This is a genomic window from Shinella sedimenti, from assembly GCF_022601905.1.
Classification (GTDB): Bacteria; Pseudomonadota; Alphaproteobacteria; order Rhizobiales; family Rhizobiaceae; genus Shinella; species Shinella sedimenti.
Window position 1 is genome coordinate 178,362 of sequence record NZ_JAKVIN010000001.1, and the last position, 18,055, is coordinate 196,416.

16 protein-coding genes are annotated in these 18,055 nt (G+C 61.8%); 5 read left to right on the forward strand and 11 right to left on the reverse strand.

Translation table 11 applies throughout. The annotated features are described in order from the left end of the window. The first annotated feature begins 5 nt into the window (after positions 1-5). From trpC to lexA, 4 genes are all read left to right on the forward strand, one after another. Positions 6-821: an indole-3-glycerol phosphate synthase TrpC gene (gene trpC / locus MKI86_RS00875; RefSeq protein WP_241595925.1), complete on the forward strand. Its 816-nt coding sequence runs from the start codon at positions 6-8 to the stop codon at positions 819-821. Continuing rightward, entirely contained in the window at positions 821-1,315 is a 495-nt protein-coding gene (moaC, locus tag MKI86_RS00880; protein WP_241597739.1) for a cyclic pyranopterin monophosphate synthase MoaC, read from the forward strand. Before trpC ends, moaC begins: the two co-directional genes overlap by 1 nt. Continuing rightward, positions 1,315-2,538 (forward strand): molybdopterin molybdotransferase MoeA, encoded by a 1,224-nt coding sequence (locus tag MKI86_RS00885; RefSeq protein WP_241595928.1) that lies wholly within the window; start codon positions 1,315-1,317, stop codon positions 2,536-2,538. The genes moaC and MKI86_RS00885 overlap by 1 nt, the downstream gene beginning before the upstream one ends. 93 nt (positions 2,539-2,631) lie before the next feature. After that, on the forward strand, positions 2,632-3,354 hold the full coding sequence (gene lexA, locus MKI86_RS00890; protein ID WP_241595931.1) for a transcriptional repressor LexA: 723 nt from the start codon (positions 2,632-2,634) through the stop codon (positions 3,352-3,354). A 167-nt stretch (positions 3,355-3,521) separates the two neighbouring features. Here lexA and MKI86_RS00895 read toward each other — a convergent pair whose 3' ends face one another. Then, complete coding sequence (locus tag MKI86_RS00895) at positions 3,522-5,897, reverse strand: ComEC/Rec2 family competence protein (RefSeq protein ID WP_241595933.1); 2,376 nt, start codon at positions 5,895-5,897, stop codon at positions 3,522-3,524. Between the two features lie 450 nt (positions 5,898-6,347). On the opposite strand from MKI86_RS00895, the gene gltA reads away from it, so the two are divergent. Then, positions 6,348-7,637, forward strand: a complete 1,290-nt coding sequence (gene gltA / locus MKI86_RS00900) for a citrate synthase (RefSeq protein ID WP_241595936.1) — start codon at positions 6,348-6,350, stop codon at positions 7,635-7,637. A 29-nt stretch (positions 7,638-7,666) separates the two neighbouring features. Here the strand turns inward: gltA and lpxB are convergent, their stop codons facing one another. The 10 genes from lpxB to frr all read right to left on the reverse strand — a co-directional run bounded on the left by lpxB (position 7,667) and on the right by frr (position 18,035). Further along, a complete protein-coding gene (lpxB, locus tag MKI86_RS00905; RefSeq protein WP_241595939.1) occupies positions 7,667-8,845 on the reverse strand; it encodes a lipid-A-disaccharide synthase in 1,179 nt (392 codons plus the stop codon). Continuing rightward, positions 8,842-9,720 (reverse strand): LpxI family protein, encoded by an 879-nt coding sequence (locus MKI86_RS00910; RefSeq protein ID WP_241595942.1) that lies wholly within the window; start codon positions 9,718-9,720, stop codon positions 8,842-8,844. Before MKI86_RS00910 ends, lpxB begins: the two co-directional genes overlap by 4 nt. A 5-nt stretch (positions 9,721-9,725) precedes the next feature. Continuing rightward, positions 9,726-10,544 (reverse strand): acyl-ACP--UDP-N-acetylglucosamine O-acyltransferase, encoded by an 819-nt coding sequence (lpxA, locus tag MKI86_RS00915; RefSeq protein ID WP_241597742.1) that lies wholly within the window; start codon positions 10,542-10,544, stop codon positions 9,726-9,728. After that, positions 10,541-11,011 (reverse strand): 3-hydroxyacyl-ACP dehydratase FabZ, encoded by a 471-nt coding sequence (gene fabZ, locus MKI86_RS00920; protein WP_241595945.1) that lies wholly within the window; start codon positions 11,009-11,011, stop codon positions 10,541-10,543. The genes lpxA and fabZ overlap by 4 nt, the downstream gene beginning before the upstream one ends. Continuing rightward, complete coding sequence (gene lpxD / locus MKI86_RS00925; protein ID WP_241595947.1) at positions 11,004-12,071, reverse strand: UDP-3-O-(3-hydroxymyristoyl)glucosamine N-acyltransferase; 1,068 nt, start codon at positions 12,069-12,071, stop codon at positions 11,004-11,006. Before lpxD ends, fabZ begins: the two co-directional genes overlap by 8 nt. Before the next feature lie 48 nt (positions 12,072-12,119). After that, on the reverse strand, positions 12,120-14,462 hold the full coding sequence (bamA, locus tag MKI86_RS00930; protein ID WP_241597744.1) for an outer membrane protein assembly factor BamA: 2,343 nt from the start codon (positions 14,460-14,462) through the stop codon (positions 12,120-12,122). Positions 14,463-14,695: 233 nt separating this feature from the next. Continuing rightward, the gene (rseP, locus tag MKI86_RS00935; RefSeq protein ID WP_241595950.1) at positions 14,696-15,829 is read right to left on the reverse strand and encodes an RIP metalloprotease RseP; all 1,134 of its coding nucleotides are present in this window, start codon (positions 15,827-15,829) and stop codon (positions 14,696-14,698) included. Between the two features lie 25 nt (positions 15,830-15,854). After that, a complete protein-coding gene (locus MKI86_RS00940) occupies positions 15,855-16,688 on the reverse strand; it encodes a phosphatidate cytidylyltransferase (protein WP_241595953.1) in 834 nt (277 codons plus the stop codon). Then, positions 16,688-17,434, reverse strand: coding sequence for an isoprenyl transferase (locus tag MKI86_RS00945; protein ID WP_241595956.1), 747 nt, complete (start codon positions 17,432-17,434; stop codon positions 16,688-16,690). Before MKI86_RS00945 ends, MKI86_RS00940 begins: the two co-directional genes overlap by 1 nt. Before the next feature lie 40 nt (positions 17,435-17,474). Then, entirely contained in the window at positions 17,475-18,035 is a 561-nt protein-coding gene (gene frr, locus MKI86_RS00950; protein WP_241595958.1) for a ribosome recycling factor, read from the reverse strand. Positions 18,036-18,055 lie beyond the last annotated feature (20 nt).

Genomic DNA, 18,055 nt, shown 5'->3' on the forward strand with positions numbered 1-18,055 from the left:
TGATCATGACCGATATCCTCAAGAAGATCGAAGCCTACAAGCTGGAAGAAATCATCGCGGCCAAGGCGCGCGTCGCTCCAGCAGAGCTTCGCGCCCGCATCCGCGACCAGGAGTCCCCGCGCGGTTTCTTCGCCAGCCTCAAGAACAAGAAGGCACAAGGCCAGTTCGGCCTGATCGCCGAAATCAAGAAGGCCAGCCCTTCCAAGGGTCTCATCCGCCCGGATTTCGATCCACCGGCGCTTGCCAAGGCCTATGAAGCCGGCGGCGCGGCCTGCCTTTCCGTGCTGACAGACACGCCGAGTTTTCAGGGCGCGCCGGAATTCCTCACAGCGGCGCGCGACGCCTGCGCGCTGCCCGCACTGCGCAAGGACTTCATGTTCGACAGCTATCAGGTGCTGGAAGCCCGCGCCTGGGGTGCCGACTGCATTCTTCTCATCATGGCCTCTCTAACGGACGAAACGGCGAAAATGCTGGAAGACTCCGCCTTTTCGCTTGGCATGGATGTCCTGATCGAGGTGCATGACGAAGCGGAAATGGAGCGGGCGCTCAAGCTGAAATCCAAGCTCGTCGGCATCAACAATCGCAACCTGCGCACCTTCGAGGTCGATCTCGCCGTCTCCGAAAAACTGGCCGGCATGGTGCCGGAGGACCGACTGCTCGTGAGCGAAAGCGGCGTCTTTACCCATGCCGATTGCCAGCGCCTTGCCAAAGTCGCCATCTCCACCTTCCTCGTCGGCGAAAGCCTGATGCGCAAGGACGATGTAACAGCGGCCACGCGCGAATTGCTGACCGGTTCCGCCGGCATGCTGGCGGCGGAATGATGGGCGACGACGCCCGCACGCTCACCCATATCGACGCCTCCGGCGAAGCCCATATGGTCGACGTCGGCGACAAGGCTGAGACCCTGCGGATCGCCGTGGCCGAAGGCTTCGTGCGCATGAACACCACGACGCTCGACCTCATCCTCAAGGGCGATGCGAAAAAGGGCGATGTCATCGGGACTGCGCGCCTCGCCGGCATCATGGCCGCCAAGCAGACCTCAAACCTGATTCCGCTCTGCCATCCGCTGATGCTCACCAAGGTCTCCGTGGAGATCCACGAGGACCTCTCCCTGCCCGGCCTGCGCGTCGAGGCCACGGCCAAGCTCACCGGCCGCACCGGCGTGGAGATGGAGGCGCTGACGGCCGTTAGCGTCGCGTGCCTCACCATCTACGACATGGCGAAGGCGGCCGATCGCGAGATGGAGATCGGCGGTGTCCGCCTCGTCGAGAAATCCGGCGGCCGTTCAGGCGACTACAAGCGCAGAGAGAGCTGATGTCCCTTCTGCCCGTTGCCGACGCCCTCAACCGCCTGTTGTCCGCGGCCAAGCCGGTGCAGCGGACGGATCGCGTCCAGCTCCACGACGCGGCAGGACGGGTGCTGGCCGAAGATGTCGCCGCCCGCCTCACCCAGCCGCCCTTCGACAATTCCGCAATGGACGGTTATGCCGTTCGCCATGCCAATATCGCCGGGATCGGATCCGTCCTCAGCGTCGCCGGCTTATCCTCAGCCGGTCATGCGTTCGAGGGTACGGCCGGTCCGGGTGAAGCAGTACGCATCTTCACCGGCGCCCCGCTCCCGGCCTTTGCCGATACAGTCATCCTCCAGGAAGACACGGAGCCCCTTGAGGACGGTCGAATTCGCACCACCTTCCTCACGCCCAAGGGCCGCCATATTCGCCCGCGCGGGCAGGATTTCACCAAGGGCGAGGTCGTTCTGAAGGCCGGCCAGATGCTGGATGCTGGCCGATTGACCGTTGCAGCAGCGATGAACCACCCGCAACTGCCCGTCTATGCCCGCCCGCGGGTCGCGATCCTCGCGACGGGCGACGAACTCGTGCCGCCCGGAGAGACGCCCGGCGCAAGCCAGATCATCGCGTCCAACAGCTACGGCGTCGCGGCCATCGCAAGGCAGGCCGGTGCGGAGATCATAGACCTCGGCATTGTGAGAGACGACAAGCAGGCCATTCTGGATGCCGTGCGCCAGGCGCTGCAGATGGACATCGACGTGCTGGTGACACTCGGCGGCGCGTCCGTGGGGGATTTCGACCTTGTTCAGCCTGTGCTCGGCGAGGCCGGCATGGAACTCGACTTCTGGCGCATCGCAATGCGACCCGGAAAGCCGCTGATGGTCGGACGTCTTGGTGATATCCAGGTGGTCGGCCTGCCCGGCAATCCCGTCTCCAGCCTTGTCTGCTCCTATCTGTTCCTGGAACCATTGCTCCGAAAACTCGCCCGCTTGCCCGCAAAGAACAGGGTAAGCCGGGCCGTCGCCGCCGTGCCGCTCAAACAGAACGACCGCCGGCAGGATTACATTCGCGCAGGCCTTGCACACGCGCCCGACGACGCGCTTCTCGTCACGCCATTCGAGAAGCAGGATTCGTCGATGATGAAGATCTTCGCAGAATCGGATGGCCTCCTGATCCGTCCGCCGCATGCACCTGCAGAGGATGCCGGCGCCCTCTGCGATGTGCTCGTTCTCAGGGAACCCGCTGCCTGAGCGACATTATTGTCCTGGCAGCCACTTGCAGAACACATGTGGAACGGATAGTGTCTGTTCTGGATTTGTTTCACGATTCTGGCTGGAGATGCCATGCTGACGCGCAAACAACAGGAACTGCTCCTGTTCATTCACGAGCGTATGAAGGAGTCAGGCATTCCTCCGTCTTTCGACGAGATGAAGGATGCGCTGGATCTCGCTTCGAAATCCGGTATTCACCGCCTGATCACGGCGCTGGAGGAGCGCGGCTTCATCCGCCGCCTGCCGAACCGGGCCCGTGCGCTCGAGGTCATCAAGCTTCCTGAGGCCTATTCGCCCAGCCTCCAGCCGCGCCGGGGATTTTCGCCATCGGTCATCGAAGGCAGCCTCGGCAAGCAGCCCGCAGCCGTGACGCCATCCAGGCCTGTAACGCCGCCGCAGAATATGTCGTCGTCCGTTTCCGTGCCGGTCATGGGCCGTATCGCCGCGGGTGTGCCGATCTCCGCCATCCAGAACAACACGCACGAGATCACCGTCCCGGCTGAGATGATCGGCAACGGCGATCACTATGCGCTCGAGGTCAAGGGCGATTCGATGATCGAGGCCGGTATTCTCGACGGCGACACGGTCATCATTCGTAACGCCAGTACTGCCAATCCGGGCGAAATCATCGTTGCCCTCGTCGATGACGAAGAGGCGACGCTGAAGCGGTTCCGCCGCAAGGGCGCATCCATCGCGCTGGAAGCGGCAAATCCAGCCTATGAGACCCGCATCTTTGGCCCCGACCGGGTCAAGATCCAGGGCAAGCTTGTCGGGCTCATCCGCCGGTATCACTGAGACGTGGTAGCCAATAAGGCTGGCTTCTGACCGTCTTGGTGATGGAGCGCACGGAGCCGAGTTGCTCGTGCCTCTTTGCAAGTGCTCTGCTGCTTGGTGTGGAGCACTGCCAGATCGCTGTCTCTGTAACGCCCTCCCATCCGATAAGCTCGGCCGCTTCCTGGACGTCATGGGAGTGGCAAAGGTGAAGGATCAGTCTCCTTGATCTCAGGCTCTGCCAACGGCGCTCCAGCTGGCGTCTCGAAGGTATCGCTGCGCCAGTCATAGGTGCGATGTCGCGACCAGGCGCGCGCGACAGTTTCCACGGCCGACGTGTAAATCGCATCGGTAAGGCTTGCTCCGGCATCATCGGTCGATGGCGTAATTTCCAAGGCGCCCGTTCGGCGCAGATGCCGCGCGGTCAGGAGCTTGGCGCCAGAACGGCAACTGTCGAGCCGCAAAGCGAAGGGCACGACAACGAGATCAGCCCTATTGCAAGCCGTGCCCAGAAAGGCCGTATCCTCAAGGGTCACGATCTTCCAGCCGCTGGGCGAGACGGCGGCGCAGAAAGCCTTCGCCTCGCAGATAAACGTTTGCGTCTGCCGCGCGGCCACCAAAGCCGACATCATGGCTTCTTTCGCCTTCTCCCTGTCCGCCTTGCGACGCGGCCGTTTCCGTTCGGTCTCGGCAGCAGCCGCCTCCGTCGCCGTTTCGGCCAGCAGCAGACCGGCGGTCTTTCGCATGTCCGGTCTGGCAAGGTCGCCGAGCCGCAAGGCACGGCGCCACTGGTCGTAGATGAAGCCCGGCGGCTTGGCGCGGTTCGTTGCGACCGCATCGTCGCGCAGGATCGCAACAAGTCGCCCGTCTTCGGAAATCAGCAACTCCGGTTTCCCGCGTGTGGGAGGCCATACGGCCATCAGCGCACCGACGACAATAAGAACCGTCCCGGCGTGCCGAAGCCGCGTGCGCAGGATGCAGAGCAGTCCGCCACCAACACCGATCAGCACGAAAGCGGACATGGGTATACGACCGGTGACGACATCCCCACCCTTCCAGCGCGAAACCCATTCGGCCAGCGCGATCATCCATTCGATCCCTTTTCCCATGATGGCAAAAGGGATCGCATCAAGTCCGAAAGGCATAAGCAGAACCGCGATGAGACCGAAGGGCATGACGATTGCGCTGATTGCCGGCATGGCGAGCAGGTTGCCGGCGAGCCCATAGGCGGGCACACGGTGAAAGTGGCCGATGGAGTAGATCAGCGTGGACAGGCTTCCGATTGCCGATGAAAGCAGAAGTCCGCCGAAGAAGCGCCCGGCCGCACCGCCGGTCAAACGCAGCGCGCCGCCTTTGCCCTCCTTGCGCACGGGCCGCTCGCGCCACGCCGCGTAACCGGCGACGAGACCGAGCGTTGCGGCGTAAGACATCTGGAAACCGGGATTGGTGACGGCGGAGGGCGTGACGGCAAGGATGATGATGGCCGACAGCGCTACATTGCGTAGACTGATGGCGGAGCGGCCGAAAAGCACGGCGATCAGCATCACGCAGATCATGATCCATGAGCGGACAGCCGAAATCGCGCCGCCCGACACGAGAATGTAGAGTGTGACCATTATGAGCGCGCCGCCCGCGGCAATCTTGCGGGTTGGGAAGCGTTCGGCAAAGCCGGGTATGAGCGCCATCAGCATACGCGCGCCGACAAGGAATGTGCCGGCCGCGAGCACCATGTTGAGGCCGGAAATGGCAAGGACATGGGCAAGCCCCGCCTGCCGGAGCGCTTCCACCGTCTCGTCGCTGATAGCCCGCTGTTCTGCCGTAACCAGAGCCGCGGCAATCGCCCCGGCATCGCCGCCGATGCGGCCGCGGATATGCTCGGTCAGGTTGTTTCGCCATATCGCAATCCGCTGCGCTATGCGGTCGCTCCATCCGCCGGACCCCGTCTCGATTGCGACCGGCGCGCTATAAAAGTATCCGACCGCGCCCGTGCCGGCAAAATAGGCGTCGAAAGCGAAGTCGTTGAGGCCGGACAAGGCGGGTCCCGAAGGTGGCCCGAGACGCGCGCGGCCGGATATGCCGTGGCCGATGGCAATCGGATCGTGGCGGCTTCGCGCCAGTAGCGTGACGATTAGCGGCGCGCGTTTCAGGGTTGGCTCTCGCGTCTTCTCCAGCGCGATGCGGTAACGGATCGTGTTGCCCGCCCCGCTTTCGCGCGAAAGCACCCGTCCCTCGATCATGGTCGTCACGGACGTATCGATAATGACGGTATCGAGCCTTGCGCTTTCCAGCGTCGCGAGCAGCATTCCGATCGGAACGAGAAATGCGCCGCCCGCCAGGATCGCGCTCAAATTTTCGCGATGGCGAAGCCGCCAGGCGGGCATCATGGCGGCAATGGCCAACAGAACCATGGCATAGATCGGCGGATCGACCTCGGCAGCGAACCAGAGAGCCGCGCCTATTCCAAGGAAGACTGGCACGAACAGAAAGAAGTGCCCGTGCGTGCGCTCTTCGGCAAAGGCCTCCGACAGGCTTTCACGGATTGCGCGGCGCGGTCGCAGCCAGCCCACAGCCCTTCCGTACCACCGCGCGGCCCTCTCAACCGGCGCAGGCGCCGCGTCGAACTCCGCGGGCACCGCGCCATCACCCGGCCGGACATCCCACCGATAGGCCTTTGCGGCCCTCTTCCGCTCTGCGATCTCCGTCCCGGCCATGCGCCCCGGCCTCGCTGTCCCAGACCATCATGCAATCGATCGGAGCAATGTTCAATCGAAAGTAGCTGACCGGGATGATAAGGCAGACAGAAAGGATGCGCCCTCCGCAATTTTCAAACCACCCTCAATAGTTGCTTGCAACTTCGCTCAAAGGGTAGATATTGCGTTGCCGGAAAGCCTGTTACCGCAATGCACAATTTGCCTTTCGTATCGCTTGGCAGGACATCGCAAATGGGCTAGCAAAACGGGCATGTTCGTGGCGCCGGTACAACCGGATGCCGCCATTCGAAACAACGGAGGATCGTTATGACAGGAAAAGGCGCGGACGTATCGGTCGGTGGCAAGACAATCGAGCTGCCGACGCGATCCGGGACGATCGGCCCCGATGTGATCGACATCGGCACACTCTACAAGAACACGGGTACCTTCACCTACGATCCCGGCTTCACCTCCACGGCCTCGTGCGAATCGAAGATCACCTATATCGACGGCGATGAAGGCGTGCTTCTGCACCGCGGTTACCCGATCGAGCAGCTTGCAGAACATGGCGACTTCCTCGAAGTCTGCTACCTTCTTCTCTACGGCGATCTGCCGACCAAGGCGCAGAAGGATGATTTCGATCATCGCGTCACGCACCACACGATGGTGCACGAGCAGATGAGCCGCTTTTTCACCGGCTTCCGCCGTGATGCCCACCCCATGGCCGTAATGTGCGGCTGCGTGGGCGCGCTGTCGGCCTTCTATCACGACTCGACGGATATCACGGATCCGCATCAGCGCATGGTCGCCTCGCTGCGCATGATTGCGAAGATGCCGACGATCGCGGCAATGGCCTACAAGTACCATATCGGCCAGCCCTTCGTTTACCCGAAGAACGACCTCGACTACGCATCGAACTTCCTGCGCATGTGTTTTGCGGTTCCCTGCGAGGACTATGTGGTCAATCCAGTCCTGTCGCGCGCGATGGACCGCATCTTCATCCTTCATGCCGACCATGAGCAGAATGCGTCGACCTCGACGGTTCGCCTCGCCGGCTCCTCGGGCGCCAACCCGTTCGCCTGCATTGCGGCCGGCATCGCCTGCCTGTGGGGCCCCGCCCATGGCGGCGCAAACGAAGCCGCGCTCAACATGCTGGCCGAGATCGGCTCCGTCGATCGCATTCCGGAATATGTTGCGAGAGCCAAGGACAAGAACGACCCGTTCCGCCTGATGGGTTTCGGCCACCGCGTCTACAAGAACTACGATCCGCGCGCGCGCATCATGCAGAAGACGACGCACGAGGTTCTTGGCGAACTCGGCATCAAGGACGATCCGATGCTGGAAGTCGCGATGGAGCTGGAGCGCATCGCCTTGACGGACGAGTACTTCATCGAGAAGAAGCTCTATCCGAACATCGACTTCTATTCGGGCATCACCCTGAAGGCGCTGGGCTTCCCCACGACCATGTTTACCGTTCTCTTCGCACTTGCCCGCACTGTGGGCTGGATCGCGCAGTGGAACGAGATGATCGAGGATCCCGAGCAGCGCATCGGCCGTCCGCGCCAGCTCTATATCGGAGCACCGAAGCGGGATTACACTCCGGTTTCCAAGCGCTGATCCTAAAAGACAAAATGAAAAAAGCCCGGTCAGAAGTGACCGGGCTTTTTTGTTGTGAGAAGATCCAGAATGACGGCCGCGCCGGTCTCTCCCGGCGGGCGCACGGTTTGCATACGCTCCAGAACGAGATCGTAGCCTTCCAGCATCGCCTGACGCTCGGTCGTGGCGGCGGCTAGCCGCTCGAAGCCGCGGGCAAGCGTGCCGGGACGTACCTGCTCGTTGAGAAATTCGGGCACGATGCCGTAGTCGGCGATCATGTTGGGTATGGCCGCCGTCCAGATCTTGAGCCTAGCCACGAAGAAATTGGCCAGCCAGTCGAAACGATAGGTGGAGAGCACCGGCACCCGGGCGAGCGCGAGCTCCAGAATAACGGTTCCGGAGGCGGCAATGGCAGCGTCCGCCTCTACAAAGGCCTGCCACTTCTCTTCCGGCGTCACGGTGATCACGGGCTTTACCGGCCAGTCTGACGTCAGCCGGCGCACCAGCGCTTCCTGCCGTGGAACGGTGGGCAGAAGGAAACCGATACCGGGATTGCGCTCGGCCAGTATCCTTGCCGTTTCTCCGAAGACTGGCAGAAGGCGTGTGATTTCGGTGCTGCGTGAACCCGGCAAAAGAAGGCATTGGCGTTCGCCCGGCGCAGTATCGGGCCGCGCAAGCCGTTGCGCGCGTATCCGGCCTATGTCGGGGTCACTCACAAGGCGGTGGCCGACATAGGTCGTCATCGGGCCGCCCAGCCGCTCCATGACTTCCGGCTCGAACGGCAACAGCGCAAGGACATGATCGACATAGCCGCGCATGCGCGGCGCGCGCTGTTCCTTCCAGGCCCAGACACTGGGGCAGACATAATTGACGACGGGAAGATCCGGCCTTGCCTTGCGCACTCGCTTGGCGACGCGATGGGTGAAATCAGGGCTGTCGATGATCAAAAGCACATCGGGCTCTGCTGCGACGATGGCATCCGCCGTCTGGCGGATACGGCGCAGCAGCAGCGGCAAGCGCTTCAGCACCTGGGAAATTCCCATGATGGAAAGTTCGGAGAAGTCGAACAGGGATTTGAGCCCGTGCCGCTCCAGCGCCGGACCACCGACACCAGTGATGTCGATGTCGCCTGGATAGACAGAGCGCAGGGCGGCAACAAGATCGCCGCCCAACAGATCGCCCGAGACCTCACCCGCGACGACAGCGATCTTCAGTGGTCCTTTCGTCATGGTGTCTTCTCCATTGTGTCCGGCACGATACCCGTCACGAAGAGACCGTGTGCGTCCGCTTCGGCGATGATGGCGTCACGCTCCAGAACCAGAGAACGGCCGGCTTCCACCGCGATGCCGGCAAGGCCCGCGACGCGCGCACGCGACAGCGTTTCCACACCGATGGCGGGAAGATCGGCGCGCATATCCTGGCCCGGCTTGCAGAGCTTGACCAAAACCCCTTTGCGGCGTTGCGAGATACGTCCTGCGGCGCGCAGCGCGGCGACGCGCTCCAGCATGCCGTCGGTACCTTCGGCGCCCTCCAGCGCCACCACCCGGCCGCCGACGGCGACAGCACCCTGCCCCACGTCCAGACGGCCCAGCGCCTGTGCGGCGGCCGTCGCGGCGGCAATATCGGCCTCAGCGTCTCGGTCGGGCGCAACTTTTCCCAGCGGTCCTTCACAGCCGAGGAGATCGGGCACGATTTCATGCGCGCCGACAACGCGTACGCCCTCTGCCTCGATCAGACGTATCACCATTCGTAGAACAGCGTCATCGCCCCCCTTCAGGAGAGTCCGCACGACGGAGGGAACGGCCAGCAGCATACGCAAAGGCGCATGGATGTCGCGCCATTCCGGCCTGCGGCGCACCCACCCCGACAGCACCGCCCGGCCGATTCCGTGCCGGCGAAAAGCCGCTCCGATGCCGGCATAATTCCCGATGGAGATGATCTCGTGATCGAAATCCGACCAGTCGTTACCGGCCTCATTGCGCAAGGCTAGGATGTAGGGCGTTTCGCCCCGCGCGCGCGCCGCCTCGGCAACGTAACGGGGCAGAAGACCGCCACCTGCGATGATGGCAAGCCGGTCACGGATATCGGGCCGGCTTTCTGCCATGCCGGTCAGCCCTTGCTGCCCCGATGCGGGGAAGAGAGAGCACGGTCGCTCTCGGCGGCAATGAAATCGAGGATCTGCGTGACCGGCACGCTGCCTGCGTAATCGTCGCGAATAGCGGCGGCGTTGGCGCGGATCGAGCCCTCGCCATCGAAAATCTGCTTGTAGGCGCGCCGGACCTCGTGGATCGTCGCCTTCTCGATGCCGGCACGCGCCATGCCCACGACATTGAGGCCGCTCAGCAGGCCGGGATTGCCGTTCAGCATGCCGTAGGGGATGACATCGTAAGACACGGCGGAAAGGCCACCGATAAACGCCTGTCGGCCGATACGGGTGAACTGGTGTACCGCAGAGCCACCGCCCAGGATGACCCGGTCCTCGACGATCACGTGGCCAGCCAGCATCACATTGTTCGACATGACGATCTGGTCACCCAGGATGCAATCATGTGCGACGTGGGAATTGGCCAGGAACAGATTGTTGTTGCCGATAACCGTCTTGCCGCCGCCTTCGGTGGTGCCCGTGTTGACGGTGACGCCTTCGCGGAAGGTGCACTTCTCGCCGACGGTCAGGGTCGTTTCGGCCCCATCGTGATGCAGGCTCTGCGGATCGCCGCCGACGACAGAGTTCGGGAAGAAACGGCAGCCACGGCCGATCACCGTGCGCCCTGTGACAACCGCATGCTGCAGCAGTTCCACATCATCGTGAAGAACGACCTTGGGACCAACATAGGAGAACGGGCCAACGACAACGTTCTCTCCGATGACCGCCCCGTCCTCAACAACGGCGAGCGGATGGACCCTGGCACTGGCGGCAATCATTTTCAGGCATCTTCCTTTTTCACAATCATGGCGCCGATATCAGCTTCGGCGACAAGATGCCCATCAACTTTTGCATCGCAGTGAAACTTCCAGATATTGCCGCGCTGCTTCTGCTTCGTGACATGGAACTCCACGCGGTCGCCAGGCACGACCGGCTTGCGGAAACGCGCATTGTCGATGGTCATGAAGTAGACAAGGTTCGAGCCCGTCGCGGCCTTGCGCGCGCAGATGGCGCCAGCGGTCTGCGCCATACCCTCGACCAGCAGAACGCCGGGCATGATGGGATGATCGGGAAAATGGCCCATGAAGTGGGGCTCATTCACCGTCACATTCTTGATGCCGATGGCCGAATTGTCGCCATCGATCTCGATGATCTTGTCGACCAGCAGGAACGGATAGCGGTGCGGCAGCAGCGTCAGGATTTCACGCAGATCGGCTACGCCCAGAGTGGCCTTCGTCGTCTCTTCAGTCATCCTTGCTGCCCTTCTTCTTGTCTCGCGCGCTGGAGCGCATCGCCATTTCCGCCACGTCACGCAAGAAGTCGCGCATCGGGCGTGCGGGAATGCCGCCATATCGTTCACCGGGCGGGATGTCGCCGACCACACCGCTCATCGCGGCAATCTGCACACCGTCACCGATGGTGATATGGCCATTGATACCCGATGCACCGCCGATCATCACGCCGTCGCCGATGCGCGTGCTGCCGGCGATGCCGACGCCGCTGACGATGCCGCAGTGGCGGCCGATGCGCACGTTGTGGCCGACCTGCACCTGATTGTCGATCTTCGTGCCCTCGCCGATCACCGTGTCATCCATCGTGCCGCGGTCGATCGTCGTGTTGGAGCCGATCTCAACGTGATCCTGAATGATCACACGGCCGATCTGCACGATCTTGATCATGCCGGGCTTGAGACCGGGCGCATAGCCGAAACCGTCCTGCCCGATGCGGGCGCCGGGATGAATGATGACGTCGTTGCCGACCAGCGCGCATTGCAGCGTCGCACCCGTGCCAATCGTACAGTTGCGGCCGATTCGCACATCCGCTCCGATGACGACACCGGGTCCGATACGGCTTCCCTCCCCGATTTCGGCGCCCTTGCCGATCACGGCCATGGGCTCGACGATCACCCCCGTTTCGAGGCGCGCGCCGGGATCGACGAAGGCGGCGGGAGAAATGCCGGTGGAATCGGAAGTCGTCACGCCAGGACGCATGGCCGCGGGATGCAGCATGGCGCCTGCGATTGCAAAGGCTGTGTGAGGACGCTTCGAAAGCAGGACGGCGATATGGGACGGAATGAGCGGCGCCAGCGCCGCATCGCACAGGATCGCCGTCGCCTCGCTCGTTTCGAGCTCACTGCGCATCTTCCGGGAAAGAATGTAACAGAGGTCGCCGTCTTTCGCACGACTGACCGGCGACACGTTGCGCACGATGCGGTCGGCATGTGCCGTATCAGCCAGCTCCGCCCCAAGCGCTACCGCCAGGTCTCCCAGACGAATGCCTTCATGGGGCGGAAAGAACCAGTTATGTTCCATCGCAAGACTCCAGAACGTCCAAATACTCGCGGTTCTGGACGCGCTGCATCAGAACTGGGTTGCGATACCGAACTTGAAGCGCTGGGTCTCGTCAAACTCTTCCTTCTTGATCGGAACAGCATAGTCGAAGCGCAGCGGGCCGAACGGAGACGCCCAGATGATCGAAGCACCGACGGACGCACGCAGGCTCATGTCCGTGCCACGCACCTTGTCGCCGTCTACGTAGGCAACCTTGTTGCCGTAAAGCGTACCAGCATCGATGAAGACGGCGCCGCGGAAACCGGAGTCACGCGGGATTGCCGGCAGCGGGAACGACGCTTCGGCCGAAGCTGTAAAGTATGTAGTACCGCCGAGCGCATCGCCAGTCGAGGTGGCACGCGGACCGATACCAGCCGACTCAAAGCCACGCAGTTCGCTTGCCGAGAGCGTGAACTGATCGTAGACGCGGGTCGTGTCGCCCGTACCCCACATGTGACCGCCGCTGACGGACAGCGAGCCGATGACATCGGCATCTTCCAGCAGCGTGTGGAAGTAACGCGCCTTGCCGGAGATCTTGTAGTAGTCGGAGTCGCCGCCGAGACCAGCGAATTCCTGCGTAACCTGCGCAAAGATGCCCTCACGCGGCAGCGTGCGGTCGTCGATCGTATCGAAGGTCAGGCTGTGCGAAATCGACGAACGAACCCAGGGACCGTTGTTGACCACGTCCCAGTACGGCGTCGACAGGCGCGGATCGTTAACCGGCAGCGACGACTTGTAGTCGAGCTTCGTATAATTGTACCGGAACGTCGTCGACAGGTCTTCGGTGATCGGTGCGGTCACACGGAGCGTGAAGCCCTGCGTGTCGACATTGTAATAGTCTTCGCTCTTGTCTTCATTCTTGAAGATGTCGAAACCGGCAGCCAGACGATAACCCAGGAAATAGGGCTCGGTGAAATTCAGGCTGTAGTTGCGGGAGTCAGCACCACCACCGGCAGCCACGCGAATATACTGGCCGCGACCAAGGAAGTTCTTTTCTTCGATCGACGCTTCGAGCTTGAAGCCACCATCATTGCCTGTCTCGTAACCCGCGCCGATGCCGAACGAACCGGTCGACTGGTCCTGAACATCGACAACGAGAACCACGCGATCGGATTCACTGCCCGGCGCAGTCGTGATCTCCACGGAAGAGAAGTAGCCCAGCGCTTCAAGGCGACGCTTGGCGCGCGTGATGACTTCCTGATTGAAGGCATCGCCTTCGCCGATATCAAACTCGCGACGAATGACGTAGTCACGCGTGCGGGTGTTACCGCGGATTTCGATGCGCTCGACATAGGCGCGCTCGCCCTGGTCGACGAGATAATCGACGGCGATGGTGCCATTGCCGAGGTCGCGGTTGCCGCGCGGCGTCACACGGGCGAACGGATAACCGTTTGCCGCGACGCGCTGCGAAATCGCAGACATCGTGTCCTGCACATCCTTGGCACGGTAGGTCTTGCCGGCCTTCGTCTCGACGAGGCCCTTCAGCTCGCTGGGATCTATGCCTTCAACCGTCGATTCGACATTCACGTCGCCGAAGTTGTAGCGCTGACCTTCGTCCACCGTGAAAGTGACGACATATTCGTTCGATGCTTCATCCAGAACTGCATCCGAGGAGATGACGCGGAAGTCGGCATAACCGTTGTTGAAGTAGAACTGGCGCAGCGCCTCTTCATCGGCGCGCAGCTTTTCCGGGCTGTAGACGTCCTTGCGGGTCAGGAACGACAGGAAGTTCGACTTCTTGGTCAGAATGACCGAACGCAGGCGACCATTGCTGTAAGCCTGGTTACCGACGAAGTTGATCTGAGAAATCTTCGTGCGATCACCTTCATCGACGACGAAGGCGAGGTTCACGCGACCATTGCCCAGCGGGTAGGTCTGCGTGGTCACCTGCGCGTCGCTGCGGCCGATGGCGGCATAGGCGTCACGAATAGCCTGCTTGTCGGCTTCGATCGTTGCTTCGCTGTAAGGACCCTGCGAGCGAGAGCGAAGCACCGCCTGCAGCTTGTCGTCCTTGATCTTGCGGTTCCCGTTGATGACGACTTCGTTGAGCAACTGGTTTTCGTTGACAGTCACGAGGAGAGTACTGCCGGAAACGGAGACCTTGACGTCGGAGAAGTAGCCAGTCGCGTAAAGACGACGAACGGACTCATCAATGTCCGCGCTGGTAAAGTTTTCACCAGGCTTGATCGACAAGTTGGCCTTGACCGTGTTGGCGCTCACGCGATCGGCGCCACGCACCTGAATGTTGCGAATGACGGCCGCCTCCGCAACGGTTGCGGAGACAAGCGTGGCAACAGAGCCGCCCGTAACGACCATACTTGCCGACAATGCTACGGCAGACACGGCGTTCAAAAAGTTCGAACCAGCTTTCATCTTCACAACTTACCTTCGTTTTACGTCCGGCAGGCATGCCCGATTCCGGACACGATGCCGTTTTAACCGCTTTTGCCATACAAGCAAGGCCACGCGTTAATTTCTGTTTACTTCGATTGCAACAGTGGCCTCAACGCCACTAATTGCTTTTCATCACGGTAAACAGAGCGTTAGCGCACCCCGCCCAGACTGCGGCTCCCCTTAATAATGTGCCCCGGCGACACCGGCGGCCTTCAGCCAAGAAGCATGGATATGTCGTTCCAGGTCGCGAAGACCATCAGCATGAGCACCAGCGCCATGCCGATGCGAAATGCGACGTCCTGCGCCCCGGGCCCGACAGGCCTGCCCCGGACAGCCTCTACCGCATAGAACATCAGGTGGCCGCCATCAAGTACCGGAATCGGCATGAGATTCAAAAGTCCAATGGAAACAGAGAGAACGGCGGCGAGTTGCAGCAATGCGGCAACACCAAGCGTGGCCATCTGGCCGGACGCCTGCGCCACACGGATGGGCCCGCCAAGCTGGTCGGCCTTCATGCGGCCGGTCACGAGGTTGGACAGATAATCGAACGTCCCGGTGACGATATGCCAGCTCTGGACAACGCCCTGCCCCACGGCTTCGAGCGGCCCGTATTCGACGACACGAAAGTTGCCCGTCTCCTGGTTGGTGACGATACCGATCAGGCCGAGCTCCACCTTGTTGCCGAACTGATCGGTAATCTCCGTGCGCTTCGGCACCATGGGAAGATTGAGATCGGCGCCGCCGCGGCGCACGGTCACGGTAATCGGCAGTTCCGGGCGCACGCTCACATAGCGGCGGACGTCGTCAAAGGTCGTGACGGCATGACCGTCGAGCGCGACCAGCAGGTCGCCGGGCAGAACGCCCGCCTCCTGCGCGGCGCTGTCGGGCCGTACTTCCGCAACGATCGGGTCGGCGATCTGGCGACCGTAGATGGAAAACATCACCGCGAAGATGGCGATGGCGAGAATGAAGTTGGCAATAGGGCCTGCGGCGACCGTCACGGCCCTTTTCCACAGGGCCGCACCGAGGAAGGTGCGCTTGCGCTCGCTTTCCGGCAACGCGGCGACGGCATCGTAGTCCGGCGTCGAGGCAGGGTCGTCATCGCCCAGAAACTTCACGTATCCGCCCAGTGGAATTGCGGAAAGTTTCCACCGTGTCCCGTGCTTGTCCGTGAAGCCGAGGAGTTCCGGGCCGAAGCCGACGGAGAAAGCGGTCACGCCAATGCCGGACCAGCGACCCGCCAGATAATGGCCCATTTCGTGCACGAAGACGATGAGCGTCAGCACGATCAGAAAGGGAGCGATATAGCCCGTCACGAAACCGAGAGAGCCTGCAAGCATTTCCATATGTCCAGTCCCCAGTCTTTCGCGGTCACGGGCCGAAAAGGAACACGCCGGCAGGCGTGTTGACGGTGCCCTTCATGATCGCGTCGCCCAATGCAATGAGGAACGCGGCGAAGCAGGCAAAAACAAGGCCGTCGACGCGGTCCATGACCCCGCCATGCCCCGGAATGAGACGGCTGGAATCCTTAACGCCGAAGCGACGCTTGATGAAGGATTCGAAGAGGTCGCCGATCTGGCTGAAGATGGACAGGATCAGCGCGATGGCCGGCACCCAAAGACCGTTCAGGGAAAAGAACGCCATATGGATCAGCGTGCCCGCAATCACGGCGGAAACGGCTCCGCCAATGGCGCCCGACCAGGTCTTGCCCGGCGAGATCGACGGCGCAAGTTTGGGGCCGCCGATGGCCCGTCCGATGAAGTAGGCAAGGATATCCGTTGCCCAGACAACGCCGAAGATGAACAGCATCGCAGCAAAGCCATGCGCAGTCTCACCACGGATCGCCGCAAGCGAGATCACCGTCAGGCCCGCATAGACGATACCTCCCGGCAGCCAGCGGCTTGCCTTGGCGACCAGCGCGTAGACGATACCGATGACCGTCGCTGCGAGAAGTGCCGGCAGCGCCAGCTCATCGAAATCGAAAAGCACGAGCGCAGCCACAAGCGCAACGGACAGCCAGCCAAACGCGTTGCCGCGGAAGTCCGATTCGGCAAGTCGGGTGATCGTCGACCACTCATAGTAGATCAGGACGCCGATACCGGCCGCGAGAATACGAAAGGCAAAACCACCGAACCAGGTTGCGGCAAGAACGGCGATAGCCAGCACGATGCCGGAAATGATGCGCAGGCGCAGTTCAGTCTGCATCAGGAACCCGTTGCAAGCGTGGTGGTGGGTTGCAACCCACCAAACCGCCTCTCCCGCATGGCATAGCGCGAGAGCGCGGCGACGAAAGTGTCGCGCGAAAAGTCCGGCCAGAATTCGGGTATGAACATCAGCTCGGCATAGGCGGCCTGCCAAAGCAGAAAATTGGACAGCCGCTCCTCACCGCTCGTGCGGATGACAAGATCCGGGTCTGGAATTCCTGCTGTATCGAGCGCCGCGCCGATCCGCTCCGACGTGATGGCGGATGCCTCCAGACGACCGGCTGCAACTTCCGCGGCAAGCTGCCTTGCCGCTCGTGCAATCTCGTCACGCGCGCCGTAGTTGAACGCGATGACGAGCGTGATACCGGTATTCGCGCGCGTGGTCTCCTCGGCTTCCAGCAGGAGTGGGAGGATATCGCCAGACAGATTCGTCTTGTCGCCGATAATGCGGATGCGCACGTTCTGCTTGTGCAGGACGGCGAGATCACGCCGGATAAACGCCTTCAGGAGGCCCATGAGGTCCGAGATCTCGCTTTCCGGGCGGCTCCAGTTTTCAGACGAAAAGGCGAACAGCGTGAGATAGGAGATGCCACATTCGGCTGCCGTTTTCACGGCCTCGCGCACGGCTTCGACACCCTTGCGGTGCCCCATGGCGCGCGGCAGGCCGCGCGCATTCGCCCAGCGACCGTTGCCATCCATGATGATGGCGACGTGAGCCGGAACGGTACTGGGCGAAAGCTGGTTCATGAACAATCCGAAAAAGAAGAAAAGCAGGCGAGCCTGTGCTTTAAACCTGCATGATTTCCTTTTCCTTGTCTGCAAGCAAGCGATCGACGTCCAAAATCGTCTCGTCGGTCATCTTCTGCACCTTTTCAGACTGCGCACGGCTCAGATCCTGGCCGATATCGCCATCCTTTTCGGCTTTCTTGAGGTCGTCCATGCCGTCGCGGCGTACGTGGCGGATCGCGACCTTGGCCTTCTCGGCGTAATCATGCGCAACCTTGACGAGCGACTTGCGGCGCTCTTCATTGAGTTCCGGGAGCGGAATACGCAGGCTCTGGCCGTCGATGATCGGATTGAGGCCGAGATTCGATTCGCGGATGCCGCGCTCGACCGCGCCGACCATGCCCTTGTCCCAGACGGAAACGGACAGCATGCGCGGCTCAGGAACGCTTATGTTGGCGACCTGGTTCAGCGGAACGCGCGAACCGTAGGCTTCGACCTGAACCGGGTCGAGCACGTTGGCAGAGGCGCGGCCGGTGCGCAACGAGGCGATGTCGTTCTTAAACGCGTTGATCGCGCCATCCATGCGGCGCTTCAGTTCTTTGAGGTCGATACCTTCACTCATCGGAATACTCCCATTGTCGC

What these genes read in the sequence shown, in the direction of transcription:
- moaC (WP_241597739.1), top strand. Translation starts at nt 821, where the DNA reads ATGGGCGACGACGCCCGCACGCTCACCCATATCGACGCCTCCGGCGAA.
- gltA (WP_241595936.1), top strand. Translation starts at nt 6,348, where the DNA reads ATGACAGGAAAAGGCGCGGACGTATCGGTCGGTGGCAAGACAATCGAG.
- MKI86_RS00885 (WP_241595928.1), top strand. Translation starts at nt 1,315, where the DNA reads ATGTCCCTTCTGCCCGTTGCCGACGCCCTCAACCGCCTGTTGTCCGCG.
- rseP (WP_241595950.1), bottom strand. Translation starts at nt 15,829, where the DNA reads ATGGAAATGCTTGCAGGCTCTCTCGGTTTCGTGACGGGCTATATCGCT.
- MKI86_RS00945 (WP_241595956.1), bottom strand. Translation starts at nt 17,434, where the DNA reads ATGAACCAGCTTTCGCCCAGTACCGTTCCGGCTCACGTCGCCATCATC.
- lpxD (WP_241595947.1), bottom strand. Translation starts at nt 12,071, where the DNA reads ATGGAACATAACTGGTTCTTTCCGCCCCATGAAGGCATTCGTCTGGGA.
- lexA (WP_241595931.1), top strand. Translation starts at nt 2,632, where the DNA reads ATGCTGACGCGCAAACAACAGGAACTGCTCCTGTTCATTCACGAGCGT.
- bamA (WP_241597744.1), bottom strand. Translation starts at nt 14,462, where the DNA reads ATGAAAGCTGGTTCGAACTTTTTGAACGCCGTGTCTGCCGTAGCATTG.
- frr (WP_241595958.1), bottom strand. Translation starts at nt 18,035, where the DNA reads ATGAGTGAAGGTATCGACCTCAAAGAACTGAAGCGCCGCATGGATGGC.
- fabZ (WP_241595945.1), bottom strand. Translation starts at nt 11,011, where the DNA reads ATGACTGAAGAGACGACGAAGGCCACTCTGGGCGTAGCCGATCTGCGT.
- trpC (WP_241595925.1), top strand. Translation starts at nt 6, where the DNA reads ATGACCGATATCCTCAAGAAGATCGAAGCCTACAAGCTGGAAGAAATC.
- MKI86_RS00910 (WP_241595942.1), bottom strand. Translation starts at nt 9,720, where the DNA reads ATGGCAGAAAGCCGGCCCGATATCCGTGACCGGCTTGCCATCATCGCA.
- MKI86_RS00940 (WP_241595953.1), bottom strand. Translation starts at nt 16,688, where the DNA reads ATGCAGACTGAACTGCGCCTGCGCATCATTTCCGGCATCGTGCTGGCT.
- lpxB (WP_241595939.1), bottom strand. Translation starts at nt 8,845, where the DNA reads ATGACGAAAGGACCACTGAAGATCGCTGTCGTCGCGGGTGAGGTCTCG.